Origin of the sequence: Hubeiibacter jixunmingi, assembly GCF_041928215.1 — a bacterium.
Taxonomy (GTDB): domain Bacteria; phylum Pseudomonadota; class Gammaproteobacteria; order Pseudomonadales; family Moraxellaceae; genus Acinetobacter.
This window is the reverse complement of the sequence record NZ_JBHFHK010000001.1, coordinates 58,860-77,834: the sequence shown is the minus strand read 5'-3', so window position 1 is coordinate 77,834 and position 18,975 is coordinate 58,860. Positions and strand designations below refer to the sequence as shown.

21 protein-coding genes are annotated in these 18,975 nt (G+C 37.8%); 14 read left to right on the top strand and 7 right to left on the bottom strand.

Going from position 1 to position 18,975, the window contains the following annotated elements; all coding sequences use genetic code 11:
- The first annotated feature begins 404 nt into the window (after positions 1 to 404).
- The 4 genes from ACEYX7_RS00355 (at position 405) to ACEYX7_RS00340 (ending at position 3,992) form a co-directional block, all read left to right on the top strand.
- The gene (locus tag ACEYX7_RS00355) at positions 405 to 2,600 is read left to right on the top strand and encodes an ATP-binding protein (RefSeq protein ID WP_374900078.1); all 2,196 of its coding nucleotides are present in this window, start codon (positions 405 to 407) and stop codon (positions 2,598 to 2,600) included.
- A gap of 14 nt (positions 2,601 to 2,614) precedes the next feature.
- Positions 2,615 to 2,977 carry a response regulator gene (locus ACEYX7_RS00350; protein WP_374805124.1) on the top strand — a complete coding sequence of 121 codons (363 nt, stop codon included), beginning with the start codon at positions 2,615 to 2,617 and terminating at the stop codon, positions 2,975 to 2,977.
- Positions 2,978 to 2,987: 10 nt separating this feature from the next.
- Entirely contained in the window at positions 2,988 to 3,437 is a 450-nt protein-coding gene (locus ACEYX7_RS00345; protein WP_374805125.1) for a chemotaxis protein CheX, read from the top strand.
- Positions 3,438 to 3,545: 108 nt separating this feature from the next.
- Positions 3,546 to 3,992 carry a chemotaxis protein CheX gene (locus ACEYX7_RS00340; RefSeq protein WP_374805127.1) on the top strand — a complete coding sequence of 149 codons (447 nt, stop codon included), beginning with the start codon at positions 3,546 to 3,548 and terminating at the stop codon, positions 3,990 to 3,992.
- Positions 3,993 to 4,061: 69 nt separating this feature from the next.
- Here ACEYX7_RS00340 and ACEYX7_RS00335 read toward each other — a convergent pair whose 3' ends face one another.
- Together ACEYX7_RS00335 and ACEYX7_RS00330 are read right to left on the bottom strand one after the other, a co-directional pair.
- Complete coding sequence (locus tag ACEYX7_RS00335; protein ID WP_374805129.1) at positions 4,062 to 4,481, bottom strand: HIT family protein; 420 nt, start codon at positions 4,479 to 4,481, stop codon at positions 4,062 to 4,064.
- Positions 4,482 to 4,625: 144 nt separating this feature from the next.
- Positions 4,626 to 4,904: a YARHG domain-containing protein gene (locus ACEYX7_RS00330; RefSeq protein ID WP_374805130.1), complete on the bottom strand. Its 279-nt coding sequence runs from the start codon at positions 4,902 to 4,904 to the stop codon at positions 4,626 to 4,628.
- A 346-nt stretch (positions 4,905 to 5,250) separates the two neighbouring features.
- Here ACEYX7_RS00330 and ACEYX7_RS00325 point away from each other — a divergent pair, with 346 nt between their 5' ends.
- Positions 5,251 to 6,459 (top strand): O-succinylhomoserine sulfhydrylase, encoded by a 1,209-nt coding sequence (locus ACEYX7_RS00325; RefSeq protein WP_374806706.1) that lies wholly within the window; start codon positions 5,251 to 5,253, stop codon positions 6,457 to 6,459.
- A gap of 164 nt (positions 6,460 to 6,623) precedes the next feature.
- On the top strand, positions 6,624 to 6,953 hold the full coding sequence (locus ACEYX7_RS00320; RefSeq protein WP_374805133.1) for a YbaB/EbfC family nucleoid-associated protein: 330 nt from the start codon (positions 6,624 to 6,626) through the stop codon (positions 6,951 to 6,953).
- A gap of 92 nt (positions 6,954 to 7,045) precedes the next feature.
- On the opposite strand, the gene ACEYX7_RS00315 is transcribed toward ACEYX7_RS00320, so the two are convergent.
- Positions 7,046 to 7,744 (bottom strand): hypothetical protein, encoded by a 699-nt coding sequence (locus ACEYX7_RS00315; RefSeq protein WP_374805134.1) that lies wholly within the window; start codon positions 7,742 to 7,744, stop codon positions 7,046 to 7,048.
- 257 nt (positions 7,745 to 8,001) lie between these two features.
- Here ACEYX7_RS00315 and ACEYX7_RS00310 point away from each other — a divergent pair, with 257 nt between their 5' ends.
- A complete protein-coding gene (locus ACEYX7_RS00310; RefSeq protein WP_374805136.1) occupies positions 8,002 to 8,682 on the top strand; it encodes a YoaK family protein in 681 nt (226 codons plus the stop codon).
- Between the two features lie 32 nt (positions 8,683 to 8,714).
- On the top strand, positions 8,715 to 9,248 hold the full coding sequence (locus ACEYX7_RS00305; protein WP_374805137.1) for a DUF2058 domain-containing protein: 534 nt from the start codon (positions 8,715 to 8,717) through the stop codon (positions 9,246 to 9,248).
- A 107-nt stretch (positions 9,249 to 9,355) separates the two neighbouring features.
- Here the strand turns inward: ACEYX7_RS00305 and ACEYX7_RS00300 are convergent, their stop codons facing one another.
- From ACEYX7_RS00300 to ACEYX7_RS00285, 4 genes are all read right to left on the bottom strand, one after another.
- Positions 9,356 to 10,120, bottom strand: a complete 765-nt coding sequence (locus tag ACEYX7_RS00300; RefSeq protein ID WP_374805139.1) for a hypothetical protein — start codon at positions 10,118 to 10,120, stop codon at positions 9,356 to 9,358.
- Complete coding sequence (locus ACEYX7_RS00295) at positions 10,092 to 10,556, bottom strand: hypothetical protein (protein WP_374805140.1); 465 nt, start codon at positions 10,554 to 10,556, stop codon at positions 10,092 to 10,094. Before ACEYX7_RS00295 ends, ACEYX7_RS00300 begins: the two co-directional genes overlap by 29 nt.
- Positions 10,557 to 10,673: 117 nt before the next feature.
- Positions 10,674 to 11,405, bottom strand: coding sequence for a leucine efflux protein LeuE (gene leuE / locus ACEYX7_RS00290; RefSeq protein WP_374802270.1), 732 nt, complete (start codon positions 11,403 to 11,405; stop codon positions 10,674 to 10,676).
- A gap of 163 nt (positions 11,406 to 11,568) precedes the next feature.
- Positions 11,569 to 11,799, bottom strand: a complete 231-nt coding sequence (locus ACEYX7_RS00285) for a YdcH family protein (protein WP_374802272.1) — start codon at positions 11,797 to 11,799, stop codon at positions 11,569 to 11,571.
- Between the two features lie 377 nt (positions 11,800 to 12,176).
- Between ACEYX7_RS00285 and ahpF the strand changes: the two genes are divergently transcribed.
- From ahpF to purF, 6 genes are all read left to right on the top strand, one after another.
- Entirely contained in the window at positions 12,177 to 13,733 is a 1,557-nt protein-coding gene (gene ahpF / locus ACEYX7_RS00280; protein ID WP_374900077.1) for an alkyl hydroperoxide reductase subunit F, read from the top strand.
- A 143-nt stretch (positions 13,734 to 13,876) separates the two neighbouring features.
- A complete protein-coding gene (locus ACEYX7_RS00275; RefSeq protein WP_374802276.1) occupies positions 13,877 to 14,836 on the top strand; it encodes a 2-hydroxyacid dehydrogenase in 960 nt (319 codons plus the stop codon).
- A gap of 54 nt (positions 14,837 to 14,890) precedes the next feature.
- Positions 14,891 to 15,382 carry a hypothetical protein gene (locus ACEYX7_RS00270; RefSeq protein WP_374802278.1) on the top strand — a complete coding sequence of 164 codons (492 nt, stop codon included), beginning with the start codon at positions 14,891 to 14,893 and terminating at the stop codon, positions 15,380 to 15,382.
- 166 nt (positions 15,383 to 15,548) lie between these two features.
- Entirely contained in the window at positions 15,549 to 16,565 is a 1,017-nt protein-coding gene (locus ACEYX7_RS00265; RefSeq protein WP_374802280.1) for a quinone-dependent dihydroorotate dehydrogenase, read from the top strand.
- Positions 16,566 to 16,628: 63 nt separating this feature from the next.
- The gene (locus tag ACEYX7_RS00260; protein WP_374900075.1) at positions 16,629 to 17,255 is read left to right on the top strand and encodes a CvpA family protein; all 627 of its coding nucleotides are present in this window, start codon (positions 16,629 to 16,631) and stop codon (positions 17,253 to 17,255) included.
- 28 nt (positions 17,256 to 17,283) lie between these two features.
- Positions 17,284 to 18,825, top strand: coding sequence for an amidophosphoribosyltransferase (purF, locus tag ACEYX7_RS00255; RefSeq protein WP_374802284.1), 1,542 nt, complete (start codon positions 17,284 to 17,286; stop codon positions 18,823 to 18,825).
- Positions 18,826 to 18,975: the final 150 nt, after the last annotated feature.

The following is an 18,975-nucleotide window of genomic DNA, read 5'->3' as shown; positions in this document are numbered from 1 at the left end:
CCATTGGGCATCAGTAAGTGTTAGTCTATTCATATAATCAGAATAACTGATTTTCTTTGTATGTCAACACACCCTAAATTATGCAAGATCACTTAAACATGAATGTATGGTTTTATATATGATTTGCTATTACTTGTAATTTTATGTTAATGTCGTAGTACATGAACCAACCGAAAGTCCGAAAACATTTTATTCGACTTTTATGATACAACCGCTTTCGTGCTGTTGCGTCCGTTCTATGTAGTTATACTGTTAATATTCCTGTTAAAATATCTTAAAAAGGTACAGCTAACGACTGTGATATTATCTGATAATCTAGAATAGAATGCACAGCTTGAAAAAAACCGTCGCCAATAGACTAAGCACCGCAGTGATCTGAGTCAAACAATGATTGGATGAGAAATATGCAAAAAACCGCACCAACCACAAATGCTGCAAATCAGCGCTATCGAAATTTGATTCTTTCGATTAGTGTATTCTTACTTTTGATCCTTGCATTATTGGTATTTACTTTTATTGCGTCTCGTACCTTGGAACGAAACACGCTTTTGATTAACACTGCCAACCACACAGCAAACAACGCACAGGCAGTAATTAAAGACTTATTTGACTTGCAAAACACTTATGGTGAAGATCCAAACTCTCCTCACCAAAAAGTCGTTATTGCACGTCTAACAGAAAACAGCAAAACGACGCCACAGCTTTTGAATGCCATGAAAAATGGTGGTCAAATTACCGATGCAGCAGGCACGACTTATTCTCTATCAGCTTTGAATAATAGTGAAGCACAAAAAGATTTAGACGAAGCACAAAAACAATGGGATGCACTAGCACCACGTATTGATACGTATTTAAAAGGTGCTGTAGATATCCAACATGACTCACAAAACGATCTATTCTTGGCATCTGAACAAGCTAAAACATCAAGTTTGCTGATGAACGATGCAATGTCTAGTTTGACGCAGGAAGTCTTTAAAGACGCACAATCTGTTGCGAATACTATCCGTTTGGTGCAGATCTTAGGGGTAGCAATTATCTTGGGTTACTTCGTTGTATTCGTATTCTTCTTTGTACGTCGTTTACGTGAGTCTGATGCACAAGCTGATGCAGCACGTCGTGAAACCGAAGAGATCATGGAAAACGTAAGTACAGGTTTGTTCCTTTTGGACAAAGACTTGAAAATTGGTAACCAATTCTCACGTGCTTTGGCTAAAATTGTAGGTGCAGATCGTTTGGCTGGTGAAAACTTAACAAACGTTTTGCGTGGTCGTGTATCAGATCATGATTTGAATACGACTCGTCAGTTCGTCGATCAGTTGTATAATCCACGTGTAAAAGAAAAACTTGTAGAAGATTTGAACCCACTGAAAAAAGTCATGGTACGTGACACTTCAGGAACAAGTGCTAGTCGCTATTTGGACTTTAAATTCTCTCGTGTATATGAAAATAAAGATATCGCACGTATTTTGGTCAACGTAAGTGATGTATCTGACGCAGTACGCTTAGAGCAACGTCTTGAAAAAGAACGTGCACAAAACGAAATGCAGATTGATATGTTAACGACTGTCTTGAACGTAGAGCCAGGTTTGATCCAAAGCTTTATTAGTAACAGTAAGCAATATATCAACAAAATGAACGATATTCTTCGTAATCCTGGTAGTACACAAGGTGAACTCGAAGCAAAAATTAATGCGATTTATCGTGAAATGCACAGCTTGAAAGGTGAGTCATCTGCATTGAAATTACAAAGCTTCACTGCTTTGGCAAGCGATGCTGAAACTACGCTAAGCGGCTTACGCAATCAGCCTAAGTTAACAGGTAACGACTTCTTACCATTAACAGTTCAATTAGATGGTTTATTGAACCTTTCTAACATGATCGAGAGCTTAGGTCAGCGTATTGGTGCTGCGTTCTCAGGTGATGTGGCAAATGCACAAAATAAACCAGTCACTGCAACATCTAGTGTACAAGTAGAAAGCGTTGCACCTGTAGCAAATGTGGAAAGTACACCTGCTGAAGCTACTACAGCTGTAAATGAGTCTGAAAACAAAGAAGTCAATTACTTTGTACAGTTTGTTCAGGACGTTGCTGAACGTCAAGGCAAGCGTGTGAATTTAGATACGTCTAGCTATGCAGATGTTTCGTTGCCTGCACATTTAGATAGTGCTGTAAAAGAAATCAAAATGCAATTGTTAAAAAATGCAGTGGTACATGGTGTTGAAAAACATATTGTACGTGTTGCAAATGGCAAAAATGCGAAAGGAACAATTATCCTAGCACAAGAGCTTGTAAGCAATCAGTTGCATTTAATCATTGAAGATGATGGTCAAGGTATCAAATTTGATAGCATCCGTGAAAAACTTGTTTCTAGTCAAAAATTTGATCAAGCAGCAGTTGACGCCATGACTGAAGAACAGCTTGTTATGCATCTATTTGATTCAGGATTTAGCACAAAAGACAATGTTGATGAAGATGCAGGTCGTGGTGTTGGCTTAGACATCATCAAGGCACGTGTTGAAGAACATCAAGGCGCAGTCAACGTTCAGAGCGAAGAAGGTAAATTTACTCGTTTTGTTATTCGACTTCCGATCAGTGTATAAATAGGATATAGATTATGCATAAAATGATGATTGTTGATGATTCGAATATTATTCGAAATCGCATCCAGCGTGCATATGATGCGCGTACTTTTGAAATTGTTGCGACCGCAGTAAACGGATTAGATGCACTAGAGAAATTTGAAAAGTTTCGTCCTCACGTGATCACTATGGACTTAACTATGCCATATATGGATGGCTTAGAATGTATCGAAAAAATCGTTGCATTAGAGCCAAACGTACGTATCTTGGTGATTTCAGCATTGTCAGATAAAGCAACCGGTATTGAAGCTTTGTCTCTTGGTGCGAGTGGTTTCTTGTGTAAGCCTTTCTCTGAAGAAGAATTAGTTGAAGCACTGAACGAACTCATTACCGATTAGGGAGCGATTCATGAAAGAGCAACAAGTACAAGTTTTTGTTGATATTGTCAAACATTACTTTAAACAGTTTGGTCATGAAGAGCTTGAAGTAGAAACACCATATATCTTAGAAAATACTATGCCAAAAGTCTTAGACTTTACTGGTGTAATCGGGGTATCTGGTGCGCAACGTGGGGTAGTGTATTTCACTGCCACCACGCAGCTTCTACGACAGATCCTAGAGAGTATAGGTGAATCAGAGCAGACAGAAAGCAACTTCGCAGACTTGGTTGGTGAAATTGCAAACACCATTTCAGGTAATGCACGCACTGAATTTGGTGCTGAATTTCACATTTCTGTACCATTAGTCTTTAAAGGTTCGCCAGAAAGTGTTATTCTACCTAAGAGTGAACGCTTGTTTATCATTCCGATCACTTGGCAGGAACAAACTGGCGAACTGGCGATTTATTTGCAAGGTTAGATTTTGGATCAGATAGTTTTTGTGAATAGTAATGATAAAAACTATGCTGATTTTGGTTTTATCGTATTAAATTATTTGAACGATATTTGATGATTGTAAGAGAGAATTATGGAAGCTGAAAAGCTCAATGTCTTTATCAATTCGGTGATGGCTTTTTTTAAGCAAATCGGTACAGAATTGACTGATATTGATACCCCTTATATTTTGGATAATAAATCGCCAGTTGCTTTTGATTTCAGCGGCATTATTACCATCACTGGTCCTAAAGAGGGCTGTGTATACGTAAGCGCACCAAATGCGATGTTACGTTCAATGTTAGAAGTGATGCATGAACCTGATACATCTATCAGCATTTTGAAAGATTTGTTAGGTGAAATTGCTAACACAGTATCGGGTAACGCGCGTGCTGAGTTTGGTTCAAGCTTTATTATTTCTACGCCAATCGTTGTTGATGGCATCCCAAATAATAGCTACTTACCAAAAGATCAACGTTCTTACATTATTCCATTCAAATGGCAAGGTAAGCAAGCGATCATCGGTATTTGCTTAACCTAAATTTGAATTAGAATTTTGTATTAAAAAAAGGCGATCAAGTATCGCCTTTTTTTATTTCGTCCAGAAGTATCAGCGAATATGTGCTTTGATTTGCTCACTGATGGCTTGAATTTCTGTCATATCACCCATTTTACTGCTGTGCTTTCCTAAGTCATGTACAGAACTCGGAATGAGATGAAAATGAACGTGTGGTACAGTTTGTCCTGCTGCCTCTCCAGACAATTGCATTAACACGATACCTTCAACTTCTAGGGCTTGTTTGATTGCCTGTGCAACTTTTTGTACGATCTGAATAGTATAGCTTGCATCATCAGCTGGCAAATCTAATAGCGTTACAGCTTTGGCTTTAGGAATAACCAACGTATGCCCTTTTGCTTGGGGCATAATGTCCATAAATGCTAAGGTTTTTTCATCTTCATACACTTTGATTGCTGGAATTTCGCCACGCAAGATTTTGGCAAAAATATTGTTGTCGTCATAATTTGACATCATACAAATCCTTAAATTAAAAATTTAGTAAATTTAGAATAATGTAAAAATGATTTTTTTGTAAAGTGAATTATTTGATTATTCTTATGAAGAAATAAAAAAAGCCAAACGAATCTGGCTTTTTGGAATGATAAGTAATAAAAATTAGTCAATCTTTGGGCAGTTCATGGTCTTGAGTTGGTTCTCAATAGTATTGAAACGGTCACGTACTGCGTCACTGTCGAACTTAGGACGTTTAGTATGACAGTCTTGACCATATTGTGCTTGCAAGCTTGCATCGTTAAAACAATAGCCACTAGAAGCTAAAATAAGATTTTTTTGTGACTGTAAGCTCGCACAGTCGTTTGCATAGGCAGTGCCAATACCTGACAACATGACGACCGATACGACAACTTTCATCGCACTTTTCATGATGATTTTCATGTGGTTCTCCAAAAATAAGCATCTGCTGAAGAATTAATTATGTTAGCCGAACGACAGGTAATGTGTCGTGCGTAGATAAACAATTCTTTTGTTGCTTAGATTGTAACAGATTTTTTCAAAAAACATCTGATAATTCCTCCTTTTTGGTTGCTAAAGTGTAATATTCATTCATATTAAGCACATATAATAAGGAATCATAAATCAAATCATGACCTTAATGATAAAAACTCATTAAAAATTATCTGATATTAGGGTAAAAATAATAAAAATCAGCTATACTATGACGCTGATATTTTCTAATCCACATGGTAAAAACACCATGCCGTATAAATCTTGGGAGAAATAAATGATTGAGCATTCATATGATAAGAGTGACTTAAGTTCAGAAGACTATGACGTGGCAACTCTTGCATTACGTACAGGACATCACCGCAGTTTTGAAGGTGAGCACAGTGAATCAATCTATCTCACATCTTCTTTTGTATATGCCAATGCTGCTGAGGCTGCTGCCAAGTTTTCGGGTGAGGTCAAGGGTAATATTTATTCTCGTTATACTAATCCTACTGTATCGGCATTTGAAGAGCGTTTAGCCAAGATGGAAGGTGCTGAGCGTGCAGTCGCTGCAAGCTCAGGTATGGCAGCGATTGCGTCTGTATTACTGGGTTATCTGAAAGCAGGTGATCATATTGTTTGCTCTCGCTCAATGTTTGGTACAACCGTTGCATTGTTTGAAAAAAATATCGTCAAATTTGATATTGGTGTCACTTTTGTTGATTTAACAGACTTGCAGGCTTGGCAAGATGCAATGCAAGACAATACCAAATTATTATTTTTAGAAAATCCGTCAAATCCACTTACTGAAGTCGTTGATATTCGTGCGTTATCTGAGATTGCACACGCAAAGGGTGCTTTGCTTGCGATAGATAACAGCCTATGTACCCCAATTTTACAAAGACCTCTACAGCTAGGTGCAGACCTCGTAGTTTATTCTGCAACCAAATATATTGATGGGCAAGGGCGTGCTTTGGGCGGTGCAGTGGTCGGTTCGCAAGAATTGCTGGAAGGGGCGTATAACGTGTTACGTACATTTGGTACGACAATGAGTCCATTCAATGCTTGGATATTTATCAAAGGCTTGGAAACGCTCAAAATTCGTATGCAAGCACATAGCAGTAATGCTCATAAGCTAGCAGAGTGGTTGCAGCAACATGGCAAAGTCAAAAAAGTCTATTATGCAGGCCTATCAACACATAAAGGACATGAATTGATCAAAAAGCAACAATTTGGCTTTGGTGGCATTGTGGCTTTTGAGGTAGAAGGCGGGCGTGAACAAGCATGGAAAGTAATTGATAATACAAGGATTTTATCAATTACTGCCAATCTAGGTGATGTCAAAACGACCATTACTCATCCAGCCACCACTACACATGGTAAGTTATCAGATGATGCAAAATTAAAGGCAGGCATTACTGAATCATTAATCCGTGTTTCGGTTGGTCTGGAAGATATTGATGATATTATTGCAGATTTGAGTCGTGGTCTTGAACTGATTTAATGCGATAAAACATTTTGTGATGCCGACTTTATGAATGATATATTCTTTAGTAAAGTCCAAGCAGTTGGCTATAAATATGGCTTTCTAACACAAAAAGAATTGTCAGAAAATCAATTTCATGCAAATATATACACTGTATTTAGTGATTTAAAAGGTAAATTTTTATGAATATCAATATGTTAATGCAACAAGCACAACGTATGCAAAAAGATATGGAAGAAAATGTCAAAAAAGCAAAAGCTGAATTGGCACAGACTGAAGTTCATGGTGAAGCGGGCAGTGGCTTGGTTAAAGTCACTATGACAGGTCGCTTTGTGGTAAAACGCATCGAAATCAACCCTGATTTGCTACAAGACGATGCAGATATGATTGAAGATTTGATTGCAGCTGCGGTAAATGATGCAGTGCGTCAGGCAGAAGCTGTTGCTGATGAGCGTTTGAAAAATGCCAATAATAACATGGGCTTGCCACCAGGTCTTGCAGGTTTATTCTAAATTTGCCTTTTGACTAGAAATTGATGTCTGAAAACGGCATCAATTTTTTATTTGTAAGCTTAATCAGCTATTTTCAAAATAAGATCCAAAAATTAATGGCTTAGATATGTATAAATCTTTTGCCACAATAATTTCTTATGTTCAAAGTTTTCTAGACATTGCTCCAGACTTGGTGCGATAGAAAAATGATCTAATTGTAAGGATTCGATGGCCTCGCATTCTCCCAATAATAATATGGGTTGCGGATGCACGTAAAAGAAGCCTTTTAAATAATCTTGTAGCAATGCATCATGACTAAACCAATTAATATTGAGTGGCCATAACAGAGGATAAGCAGTAAGCTTTAAACTTTGTTGAATATTAATCCAAAGTTGTTGTTGTTTTTCACTTTCTACGGTAGCAATCAGCAAAAAGTTATCCGCTTGGCAAACTTGCAAAAGCAGACTCAAGTCATTGCTATAGTGTACAGCCTGTAAAGGTGTCGCATCGGCTGTAATGACTGGCTGCTGTAATGTTGTGTCGGTATGGTCAGTTTCAAAATTTGTATCATAGTCGGGATGATAATCCGTATCCAATTGATCAATATTTGGATGGGCTATTTTTGCAGAGAGATTGTCATCTGCTAATGATACCGTTGATATTGTAGTAGTAGCTTGATGGTGATTATCAAGCGGTGTGGCATCTGCAACATCTCGCCAAATAGATGATGGTTTTTTTTGCACAACAGCATCACGGCTAATCCATTGCTGAACACCGATGGCGTGTAAAATCTGCTGCTGCCTAAAATACATTATTTATTGCACTCGAATAAAAAAATTGAAAACATCGCTATTCTAAAGCCTAATGCATTTCTTTGTTGTATTATTTTTAAACAAAATGAAATCTTTTGGTGGTGCTATTGCATAAATGGCAGTTTGTTTTTTCATTTTTTGTTACAATAACATGTCTATGCAACACTTCTGATCTATTTTATTGAAGTGTTTCGATAGGTGAGCTTGTTGCGTCATTTTTATCAGCATCTACACATATTGTATAAAGCTTTATCATTATGATTTTACAAAAATTACCAAATTGGCTACTAGTCAGCGTATTTTTACTTGCGACCAATGCAGGCATGATCAATGTCATGGGTTTGCTGACCGCTTTGCATCAATCCATTTCACACATGACAGGCAATGTCAGTATGCTTGCCACAGCGATTTATCAGCATGAGTGGGAGCATGTGGGTTTTCTCATCTTGGTGGTAGCATGTTATGTGATTGGCTCACTATACAGTGGCTATATTTTGGGTAGCGGTACACCAAAAATCGGGCGTCGGTATGGCTATCCTTTGGCGTTAGTGACCTTATTTATTATTTTTAGCTGGATGGCATCGCCATATTTTCCACGTTATGGCTTATTGTGGGCTGCTACGGCAATGGGTGTACAAAATGCCATGATGAGCCATTATGGTGGTACGATTATTCGTACTACACATTTATCAGGGGTTTTGACCGATTTGGGCTTGGCATTTGGCTATATGCTGCGTGGATTGAATGTAGAAAGACGCCGTTTATTGCTGCATGGTTTGATATTATTGGGCTTTTTATTGGGTGGATTGATTGCGACGATTGTTTATCAATATTGGTTGCTGAATGCATTTTTACTTCCTGCTATACTGAGCTTTGTGATGACGATGGTGTATTGGATTGTGTATTGGCGATTGCATAGCACTGAACGAAAGCGTTAATTTTTAAGACTTTGACATTTTGGAGAAAATCGATGAAAAATGCCTTACAAGCACAATTGTTAAAAGCTGGTTTGGTCGATGCCAAGCAAGCCAAAAAAGCCACGAAACAAGCACAGCATGCCAAAAAAACAGGGCAAGACGAGCAGCAACAGGTCAAATCTGCTATCCAGCAACAGCAACAACAAAAAGCTGAAAAGGACCAAGCTTTGAATGCCACTCGCCAACAAGCATTGGAAGAAAAAGCACTCAAAGCCAATATCATTCAAATGATTAAACAGCATCGTATCAGTGACACGTCTGGCGATATTAGTTATCAATTTATTGATGAAGGTAAAATCAAAAAACTGTATGTCAATCAGCAAGTGTATAATGCCGTGGTATCGGGGAGTTTGAAAATCGCTCGCCTTGAGCAAGAATATGCTTTTTTGCCGACTGTGTTGGCGGAAAAAATCGATAGCCGTTTGACAGGTTATATTGTCACTACGCAACAGCAGCAACAAGATCAGACCACAGATGAAGAAGATCCGTATGCAGCTTATGTGATTCCAGATGATTTGATGTGGTAAGTTTGATTTTTTATTTTATTAAAAAAAAGCGTTGAAAGATAAACCGCACCCCAAAAGTTATGTCCAACTTTTGGGGTGCGGTTTAAACCTGTAGAATAATTTATCTCTTAAATTTCAGCATATGAACCCTTACCTGGGAAATCTACCGTCTGATACGCCATCAACTGTTCAGCTGTCAAATCATCTAATAAAGCCACCTGTGCTGTCAGCTCAGCGAGACGCTCTTCATAGCTTTGCCCTCTATAGCCAGATAATGATGACCAATAGGCTTCTCGTTCTAAGGTTTGCTGTTTGATGCTTGAATAGTCTGGTTGATTACTGATTTTGGCTAACCATAAAAATGCTTCTGATTCAATCGGTTTATATAACATTGTACGGGGGTGATTAATCAACTTAAAGCTGGTTTCTGGATTGGCTAATACTTGGGCATAATAATGATATAGACTGTCCCAACTGCCACAATGTGGATAGACATCGGTAAACATATCAATTGCTCGATGAATATTGTACTTTAAATCATTTTCATTTGGCATATTGTATAAACTATGATCATAGTTCTCCATCACCTCTTCACTTAGATAATAATATTGAAAGTTTATCCAAAGAATATGAGCCTTTGTGAAACCAGTATGCTTGAAATTAGTTTTTGACTCTTTTAAAAGATTATAGTATTCATAGGCGTGACTTTGCATGGTCACACTAGCTGTAATAGCATAACGTCCGCTATTAACGTAATTATAATCCACGTTACAATAAAGCTTAAAGTATAAATCATCACGCTCTAAAAGTATGCCATGCGTTGTATATTTCACCTTTGGTGTGGTGAGTTGTTCCTTACGGGCTTTAAGCTCTTTTTTGTAATATTGGTTCATCTCTTTTTTTGTTTTGTGGTAACTCCTCACCTTGTTCTATGGCTTGCTGTCTTTGCTGTTCTTGTTGTAGTTGATTTTGCCAAGTGGCTTCAGCTGTGCCTAGTGGACGGTTAGGATTGCTTTGCGGTGCGGTCAGAGTATCAGTCAGATAGTTATATACATACATGCCATATTGATTGGCAAGTTCTTCAATCAGTTGCACAAATGGTGTATAAATCTCTTCGGGTACACTTTCAATGATGACACCATTACCTTCATAATATAAATCTGGATATTGCTCAAACGCTTTACCTATAAACTTATCTAGACTTATGGTTAAACCTACATAATCGTCAGTTTCTTCATGTTCTGGTACGTCTAAGTTGCCATCGATGAATTGTTGTTTGCTTGGGGCGTAGATTTTACTATCCCAGATGTGGATTTTGGTGAGTAGCATAATTTTTTCCTAAATTTCCATAAATAATTCGCTATCATAAATGCAATACATCCGAAAATCCATAACAAATGATAGCCTGTTTTAAAATATTGAATATCACGATAATTTTATATCATCTTAGATTTTCGCCATCCACAACTTCATCGCAAAACCAATAAACATCAAACCCACCATCGCCATAGCAATACTGGCAAGACGCACTTTATCACTAAATTTTGCGACCAAATGTTGCCCTGCAAAAATCAATAAATTTAAATACAAAAAACTGGCAAGCTGTAAAATAATTGCCAAAAACAAAAAACTTAATAAAGGATTGGTAAAATTCGGATCGACAAATTGCACAAAGAACGATAAGAAAAATAAAATCGCTTTTGGGTTGGTCAAACTTAATAATAAAGCACGATTAAAATTAGACCAAGGATGTTTAGGGGCGTACGGTGCTAGTTGATTTTTTTGTTCAGCGACACTTTTTTTATTCGCTTGGTTTTCATTTGTTTGATTTTCATTTTCTTGGCTGTCTTGAGCAAGCAATTGATTTTGATAAAAACTTTGCCATTTTTGCCAAGCTCCTTTGAGTAATTGAATACCGATATAAGCCAGATACAGCCCACCAATAATTTTGATAGCATGAAACAATTCTGGATAAAGCTTCAGCATTGTACTTGCACCAAACACGGTGGCAAGAATCAACACTGTATCCCCAAGCATAATACCTGCCAAAGTTTTGTAGCCTTCTTTTATGCCTTGCTGTGCTGATACCGCCAAACAAAATAGCGAGTTTGGACCAGGCAGTAAAATAATTGCAATTGTCCCTAAAATATATGTGCCAAGATGAATAATACCAAACATAGTTGCTGTCCCTGCCACCTAAAATAATACAAGATATATCGAAAAAGCTATGCGATTGTAGCGTGAAAAAATATTTTTTACGATCTGGAAAATAAAAAAAGCACCTTATATAGTGCAGTTTAATTGCAACAATATAAGGTGCTTAGATTGCTAAAAACAAGAATTAAGCTTGTTTCTCAGCGTGTTCGTTTAGGATTTTGCCTAACTCATCTTTAAGGGCTAATTTTTCACGCTTAAGCTCTTCGATGTCGTTTGCACGGCTTACGCTTGCCACTGGATCATTTTCAAGATTGATGATTTCTTGGTCGATTTCATTGTGTTTGTCAAATAAACGCAAGAAATGACGATCTTCAGTTTTTAATTGAGTAATAAGTTCACGATGCTCTGGAAACATGATTTTGTCCTTTTCTGATAAAAAATGTCATTATAGATAAATATACTGTTCAAATAACAATAAAATATATCATTGTTTAATTCAATCAGTATGATTTAATTTATCTATCTGGGTTTATAATAATCCAAAATTTTCGATTTGACTAGCTTTTTATTAAAAATTATGAGTCAAAAAAAATTAAAAATTTAACTTTAAAATCAGAATCTTGACCCAATATAGTAAAACTTTTTAAATAAATAAAATTTAATTTTGACTTAATTAGTACGGATTAATTTTACAGATTTAATCTCTGGTGACTGCCAAATTGATCGACTGGTCTAATAATAAAGATTACTTTATAATATGATGGCTTTTAGTTGATATGAATAGGTCAAAATATGTTAGATCAAAGCTTATTAGATGCAGTAAAAACTTATAGTGAACGTATGACACGTTCGATTACATTCGTATTGGGTGAGGGTGAGCATGCCCAACGTGCTGAGTTGGTAGATTTTTTGAGTAAAATCGCTAGTACAACGGATAAAATTGAGCTTGCGGAAAATACCGATAGCAATCTGTCTGCGATGAGTTTCAAAATCCAAACCCAAGGTCATGACACAGGTATCGTGTTTAGCGGTATTCCAGGTGGACATGAGTTTACATCGTTGATTTTGGCGATCTTACAAGCTGGCGGTAGTGAGATCAAATTGGATAGCAATATCCAAAATATCATTAAAAATATCAAACAACCTTTACAATTTCAGACCTTTATTTCCTTGTCTTGCCATAATTGTCCAGATGTGGTACAGGCACTCAATCAATTTGCCTTGCTTAATGATTCAATCACTAATGAAATGATTGATGGCGGTGTATTTCAAGATTTGGTCAATGAAAAAAATATCCAAGGCGTGCCAGCAGTATTTTTAAATGGTAAACCTTTTGCCAATGGTAAAATCGACACCGCAAAATTGTTGGAAAAATTGCAAGAGCAGTTTCCAGATATGATGAGTGGTGCTGCAACAGGTGAACAGTTACCACAGCAAGATGTCACGGTAATTGGCGGTGGTCCAGCAGGCACGGCAGCAGCGATTTATACTGCACGCAAAGGCTTAAAAGTTACCATGGTGGCGGATCGTATCGGTGGTCAGGTCAAAGATACGCAAGATATTGAAAACTTAATCTCAATTCCGCTGACCAATGGTAATGAATTATCAGCCAATTTTGCTAAACATTTGAAAGAATACGACATTACCATGAAAGAAATGGTGAGTGTAAAAAGCATCAGTGAAAATGCAGATTTGAGCTATAAAGTCACCTTAAATACAGGTGAAAGCTTTGATACGCGTACTGTAATTATGGCAACAGGTGCAAAATGGCGTAAGCTTGGCGTTAAAGGCGAAGATGAGAATATTGGTAATGGCGTGGCGTTCTGTCCGCATTGTGATGGTCCTTTCTTTAAAGGTAAGCCCGTTGCGGTAATTGGTGGCGGTAACTCAGGCGTAGAAGCGGCTTTGGACTTGGCAGGTATCGTCAGTCATGTCACTTTGATTGAATATGGTGACAAATTGCGTGCCGACCAAGTTTTGGTAAACAAAGCCGAAGCTCGCGATAACATTACTATTATGACATCGATTGCGACACAAGAAATCAAAGCGACAGATGGCAAAGTATCAAGTATTGTTTATCAAGATCGTAATAGCAATGATATTAAAGAATTGCCATTGTCAGCGGTATTTGTACAAATTGGTTTGGTGCCAAATTCAGAGCTGGTCAAAGACCTACTTGAAACCACACGTTTTGGTGAGATTCAGATTGATGAGCGTTGTCAGACCAGTCGCAAAGGTATTTTTGCTTGCGGTGATGTAACCACTGTACCGTATAAGCAAATCAATATTGCCATGGGAGAGGGTGCAAAAGCAGGTTTGTCTGCGTTTGAATATCTTGTCATGCAATAATTTCTGCTTGTTGTTTTAAGAAATCAGCTCTACAGATAATGTTAGGGCTGATTTTTTATGTAAACTTTCAAAATAATAGAATTGTTTACAGATTGCTAATGTGCTAATTTAGCTTTAATTCTAACTATTTTGGCGTAAAAATGATGGATAAAAAAACTGTCGTTTTATTTAGCGGTATTCGTGCTGAATATGAACAAAAATTGGCTGAACAATTTAACCTAATCAAAATTAATCCAAAACTAGGTAACATTACCGAGCAGATTCAGAATGCAGTCAAACATGCACATGGCATGATTGGGGCAGGGCGTTATTTGGGTGAAGAACAATTACATACAGCAGAAAATTTAGAAATTATTTCTACTGTATCAGTCGGTTATGATAATTATGATGTGGATTATCTCAAATCTCGTGGTATTCACTTGGCACATACACCGCATGTTTTGACAGAAACCACTGCTGACACGGCATGGAGTCTATTGATGAGTGCGTCTCGTCGTGTGGTAGAATTGGACAAATGGACGCGGGCAGGGGAATGGAAGAAAACCGTTGCGGCAGAGCAGTTTGGTATGGATATTTTTGGCAAACGTTTGGGTATTATTGGCTTGGGTAATATCGGTGCAGCGATTGCCCGACGTGGTTTTTATGGTTTTAATATGGATATTGCCTATTATGGTCGTAAAGAAAAGCCTGAAATTGCCAATCAGTTTAATGCACAATATTTGCCTTTGGATGAATTATTGTCCACATCAGATTTTATTGTGGTGGCGGTGGATTTAAATCCACATACGCAAAATCTGATCTCAAAAGCCCAATTTGATTTAATGCAAAAGCATGCGGTATTTGTGAATATTTCTCGTGGTGCAGTGGTGGATGAGCAAGCTTTATATCAAGCGTTGTTAAATAAACAGATTTTTGCCGCAGGTTTGGATGTATTCCAAAAAGAACCTTTGACTGAGTCAGCATTATTTGAGTTAGATAATGTGGTGGTTACACCGCATATTGGCTCAGCAACCCAAGCCACACGTGATGCGATGAATAAACTGGCTTATGAAAATTTGGTTTTACAGCTTACAGGTAAACAAGCCAAATATCTGGTATTTTGATTTGTGGCTGTTGAAGATTTATTGTTTTAATTTTTATGTACTTTGGGGTAGATGATGCAATCACATCAATTTTATGATTTAGTCGAGCAAACAATAGACTATTATTTTAGACTTGCGTTAAAACACTATCCCGATTTATCTGCTTTTGCCATTGTGAGTACCGAAAGCTTCGAATGTTTTTCGATTGCAATCAATCATGCGGAATATTTTCAGGACTATGTCGCTGGTAAAATGGATATCAGTGACGAAGATTTTTGGAATACTGCAGAATGGACACGAGAACTCTTTGATATGGATTACGCATATCCAGCCATAGATGAGATTAATCAATTACTCAATGATGATTTGGTCTCAGAGCATGATTTTTTAAGTGCTTGTCATTTGGCATTAAAAGCTGTACGGCAAAAATATCAAAAAAATGAAATTTGCTTATTTTTACATTTGACTGATTTGGGTTCATCAGACGACTTATTTAGTATTGTGATGGATCTTAACACCCCTGAAATGAGCAAAGATTATTTGAACTATTATGCTGATTATCTCTAATGCGGTGTCATGGCACAATTTTTTGTGTCTTAAATTTAGTCTAAAATAGTGAGAAATCAGTTGCCCTTTTTGACTCACTTTGTCTTATAATAAGCCGTTATTTTGTTGCCTAGCTTTTTGGATGTAGGCAATTTACTGGTTATTTATATATTTTTGTAGACCGATTATGGCTTATTCTGTTTTACGCCCTTTGTTGTTTCAATTTGACGCCGAGCGTGCACACCATCTTACTCTTTCAATGCTTAAAATGTCTGACTTTCTTGGTTTAACTGAAAGCATTTACAGTCATGAGTACAAACCAGTGAAATGTATGGGCATTGATTTTCCGAATGCCGTTGGTCTTGCAGCAGGTTTGGATAAAAATGGCGATTATATTGATGCGTTGGCAGCCTTAGGTTTTGGTTTTATAGAAATTGGTACGGTCACACCACGTCCACAAGCGGGTAATGAAAAGCCAAGATTGTTTCGTTTACCTGAGGTGAATGGCATCATCAATCGTATGGGCTTTAATAACGATGGCGTGGATAAACTGGTCGAAAACGTAAAGAAAGCCAAATATAAAGGCGTACTGGGTATAAATATTGGCAAAAATGCTGATACACCTGTAGAAAAAGCGACTGATGATTATTTGATTTGTTTAGAAAAAGTCTATGCCTATGCATCGTATGTTGTGGTGAATATTTCTTCACCAAACACACAAGGGTTACGCCGTTTACAAAGTGGCGGTGCATTAAAAGATTTGCTTTCTACACTAAAAGAGAAACAACAAAAACTTGCTGCACAGTACGGTTTTTATGTGCCTTTGGTTTTGAAAGTTGCACCAGATCTTGAGCAGATGGATATTGAATATATTGCAGAGCAATTATTGCATCATCAAATTGATGGGTTAATTGTCACCAATACCACGGTGAGCCGTGAGGGCGTAGAAGGTCTAAAACACGCTGAAGAAAAAGGCGGTTTGTCGGGCGGCCCTGTTTTTAACAAAAGTGCTTTTTGTTTGGCAGAGTTTCACAAGCAGTTACAAGGTAAAATTCCATTGATTGGTGTTGGTGGTATTTTAAACGGTGAGCAAGCACGATTAAAGCAAGCATCAGGTGCAACTTTGGTACAGCTATATTCAGGCTTGGTTTATCAAGGGCCACAACTGATTGCGGAATGCGTCAAGGCTTTGGATCCTGTGTAAGCATGATTTAGATTGCAAAAGACACCAAATTCGTTTGGTCTTGTGCAAAATTTTAGGTAGTATATGTCAGGTCTAGATATATTTTTACTCATCAAATTGTCATTCAATGCCTATCGTGGCTTTAGTAATGGCTTGGTAAAGACAATCACCAATTTGATTGGTTGGTTCAGTGCGTTGGTTTTGGCAGTATTGCTGCATCAGCATATTGCACCGTCCATGCAGGCTTTTAGTCATGATCCGAAGATGCAGACGGTCTTGGCATTTGTTGCCATTGTACTGAGCGTGATGATGATGAGCTGGGCAGTCAATTACTTATTGTCTGGTGTGTTTAAAAAACTCAAGATCAATTGGCTGAATCGTATTGCAGGTGGAATATTTGGTATCGCCAAGACGGCAGTAATCTTGATGATTCTGATTTATATATTATCACCGTGGTTGTCGGGCATGAGTTGGCGGAAGAACTCTATAGTGATTCAATTGCTACAGCCGCCCCATTCAGCTCAGACAGCACATTATTCTCAAGACCTTATCAAAAAATCTGCTGATACACTTGAAAATCAGCGATTAGACAAAACTAATGTATCACAAGATGATATAATCCCCAAAAATCCTAAGCCAGTTCAGCAAGACAAAAAGCCAGCAGACAAAACTGCGCAACAGTCAGGCAAGATGGCAAATCCTTTTCAGTAAAATGCCCTAATCGGTCGGTGAGGTTTCTATGTGTGGTGTAGTTGGTATCGCTGGTAAGTCGCCTGTAAACCAATTGTTATATGATGCGTTGACGATGCTACAACATCGTGGACAAGATGCCGCAGGCATTATTACTTGTCATGAAGGTCGCTTGTACCTACGCAAAGACAATGGCATGGTACGCGATGTATTTCATACTCGCCATATGCGTGCTTTATTGGGTAACTACGGTATTGCACACGTGCGTTATCCTACTGCTGGTTCATCAAGCAGTGCTGAAGCACAACCGTTTTATGTCAATTCACCTTATGGGATCTCGTTGGCACACAACGGTAACTTGACTAATGCGGATGAGTTAAAACAAGATTTATTCCAAACTGATTTCCGTCACATTAACACCGATTCTGACTCAGAAGTTTTGCTAAACATTTTTGCCCATGAAATGCAAAAATCACGCAAAGTACAACCGACTGAAGAAGATGTATTTAACGCTGTGGCTGGTGTACATGAGCGTTGTCGTGGTGCTTATGGTGTCGTGGCATTGATTACAGGTTATGGTTTAGTTGGTTTCCGTGATCCTTTGGGTATCCGCCCATTGATTTACGGTTCTCGTGAAACTGAAAATGGCGAAAAAGAATACATTATTGCTTCTGAATCAGTAGCAATTATTTCTCTTGGCTTTAAAGTAGAGCGTGATATTGAGCCAGGTGAAGCAATCTTTATCGATCGTGATGGCAAATTGTTTACTAAGCAATGTGCTAAAAACCCACAATATCGTCCATGTATTTTTGAATATGTGTACTTTGCACGCCCAGATGCAACATTAGATGGCATTTCGGTATATAAAGCACGTCTGAAAATGGGTGAAAAACTTGCACATAAAATCTTGCGAGAGTGGGGCGAAGAGCACGATATCGATGTGGTAATGCCGATTCCTGATACCAGTCGTACTTCCGCGGTTGAGCTTGCTAATATCTTGGGCGTGAAGTTCCGTGAAGGCTTTATGAAAAACCGTTATATCGGTCGTACATTCATTATGCCAGGTCAGCAACAACGTAAAAAATCTGTGCGTCAAAAGCTAAATCCTGTAGAAATCGAATTTAAAGACAAAAATGTATTGTTGGTAGACGATTCGATTGTACGCGGTACAACCTGCGAAGAAATCATCCAAATGGCACGCGATGCTGGTGCGAAAAAAGTATTCTTTGCTTCTGCAGCACCAATGGTCACACATCCAAACGTCTATGGTATCGATATGCCAGTACGTTCGGAGTTGATCGCATCAGGACGTAGCGTGGATGAAATCTGTGAAATCATCGGTGCAGACCGTTTGATTTTCCAAGATTTGGACGATTTGAAAGAAGCTGTAAAAACACGCAAAGTCCCACATCTACAAGAGTTTGATTGCTCGGTATTTGATGGTCAATATGTAACTGGTGATATTGATGATACTTATCTAAAACGTTTGGAAGAGAGCCGTAATGACTCAGCCAAAAAGAAAAAAGATAATTATATCGATGTAAATGTAGATGCTGCATCAGTTGATCTTACAGGTTTGCGTGAAGTGTAATTGTCAGGTATTTAATTTTTTAAATTAAATCTTGAAAATAGACAAAGGCTTATGCGATTAATATATGTTAAGTATATAATGCATAAGCCTTTTGTACATCAAATTGTGTAATATGGATTTGATTTATTTTATCCCATTTAATTATAGTGA

Bases quoted from the DNA above. Each gene is read 5' to 3' on its own strand.
- leuE (WP_374802270.1), bottom strand. From the start codon at position 11,405: ATGTTTGGTATTATTCATCTTGGCACATATATTTTAGGGACAATTGCA.
- ACEYX7_RS00310 (WP_374805136.1), top strand. From the start codon at position 8,002: ATGATTTTACAAAAATTACCAAATTGGCTACTAGTCAGCGTATTTTTA.
- ACEYX7_RS00260 (WP_374900075.1), top strand. From the start codon at position 16,629: ATGTCAGGTCTAGATATATTTTTACTCATCAAATTGTCATTCAATGCC.
- ACEYX7_RS00340 (WP_374805127.1), top strand. From the start codon at position 3,546: ATGGAAGCTGAAAAGCTCAATGTCTTTATCAATTCGGTGATGGCTTTT.
- ACEYX7_RS00330 (WP_374805130.1), bottom strand. From the start codon at position 4,904: ATGAAAATCATCATGAAAAGTGCGATGAAAGTTGTCGTATCGGTCGTC.
- ACEYX7_RS00305 (WP_374805137.1), top strand. From the start codon at position 8,715: ATGAAAAATGCCTTACAAGCACAATTGTTAAAAGCTGGTTTGGTCGAT.
- ACEYX7_RS00325 (WP_374806706.1), top strand. From the start codon at position 5,251: ATGATTGAGCATTCATATGATAAGAGTGACTTAAGTTCAGAAGACTAT.
- ACEYX7_RS00320 (WP_374805133.1), top strand. From the start codon at position 6,624: ATGAATATCAATATGTTAATGCAACAAGCACAACGTATGCAAAAAGAT.
- ACEYX7_RS00300 (WP_374805139.1), bottom strand. From the start codon at position 10,120: ATGAACCAATATTACAAAAAAGAGCTTAAAGCCCGTAAGGAACAACTC.
- ACEYX7_RS00295 (WP_374805140.1), bottom strand. From the start codon at position 10,556: ATGCTACTCACCAAAATCCACATCTGGGATAGTAAAATCTACGCCCCA.
- ACEYX7_RS00335 (WP_374805129.1), bottom strand. From the start codon at position 4,481: ATGTCAAATTATGACGACAACAATATTTTTGCCAAAATCTTGCGTGGC.
- ACEYX7_RS00265 (WP_374802280.1), top strand. From the start codon at position 15,549: ATGGCTTATTCTGTTTTACGCCCTTTGTTGTTTCAATTTGACGCCGAG.
- purF (WP_374802284.1), top strand. From the start codon at position 17,284: ATGTGTGGTGTAGTTGGTATCGCTGGTAAGTCGCCTGTAAACCAATTG.
- ACEYX7_RS00350 (WP_374805124.1), top strand. From the start codon at position 2,615: ATGCATAAAATGATGATTGTTGATGATTCGAATATTATTCGAAATCGC.
- ACEYX7_RS00275 (WP_374802276.1), top strand. From the start codon at position 13,877: ATGGATAAAAAAACTGTCGTTTTATTTAGCGGTATTCGTGCTGAATAT.
- ACEYX7_RS00285 (WP_374802272.1), bottom strand. From the start codon at position 11,799: ATGTTTCCAGAGCATCGTGAACTTATTACTCAATTAAAAACTGAAGAT.
- ACEYX7_RS00345 (WP_374805125.1), top strand. From the start codon at position 2,988: ATGAAAGAGCAACAAGTACAAGTTTTTGTTGATATTGTCAAACATTAC.
- ACEYX7_RS00355 (WP_374900078.1), top strand. From the start codon at position 405: ATGCAAAAAACCGCACCAACCACAAATGCTGCAAATCAGCGCTATCGA.
- ACEYX7_RS00315 (WP_374805134.1), bottom strand. From the start codon at position 7,744: ATGTATTTTAGGCAGCAGCAGATTTTACACGCCATCGGTGTTCAGCAA.
- ahpF (WP_374900077.1), top strand. From the start codon at position 12,177: ATGTTAGATCAAAGCTTATTAGATGCAGTAAAAACTTATAGTGAACGT.
- ACEYX7_RS00270 (WP_374802278.1), top strand. From the start codon at position 14,891: ATGCAATCACATCAATTTTATGATTTAGTCGAGCAAACAATAGACTAT.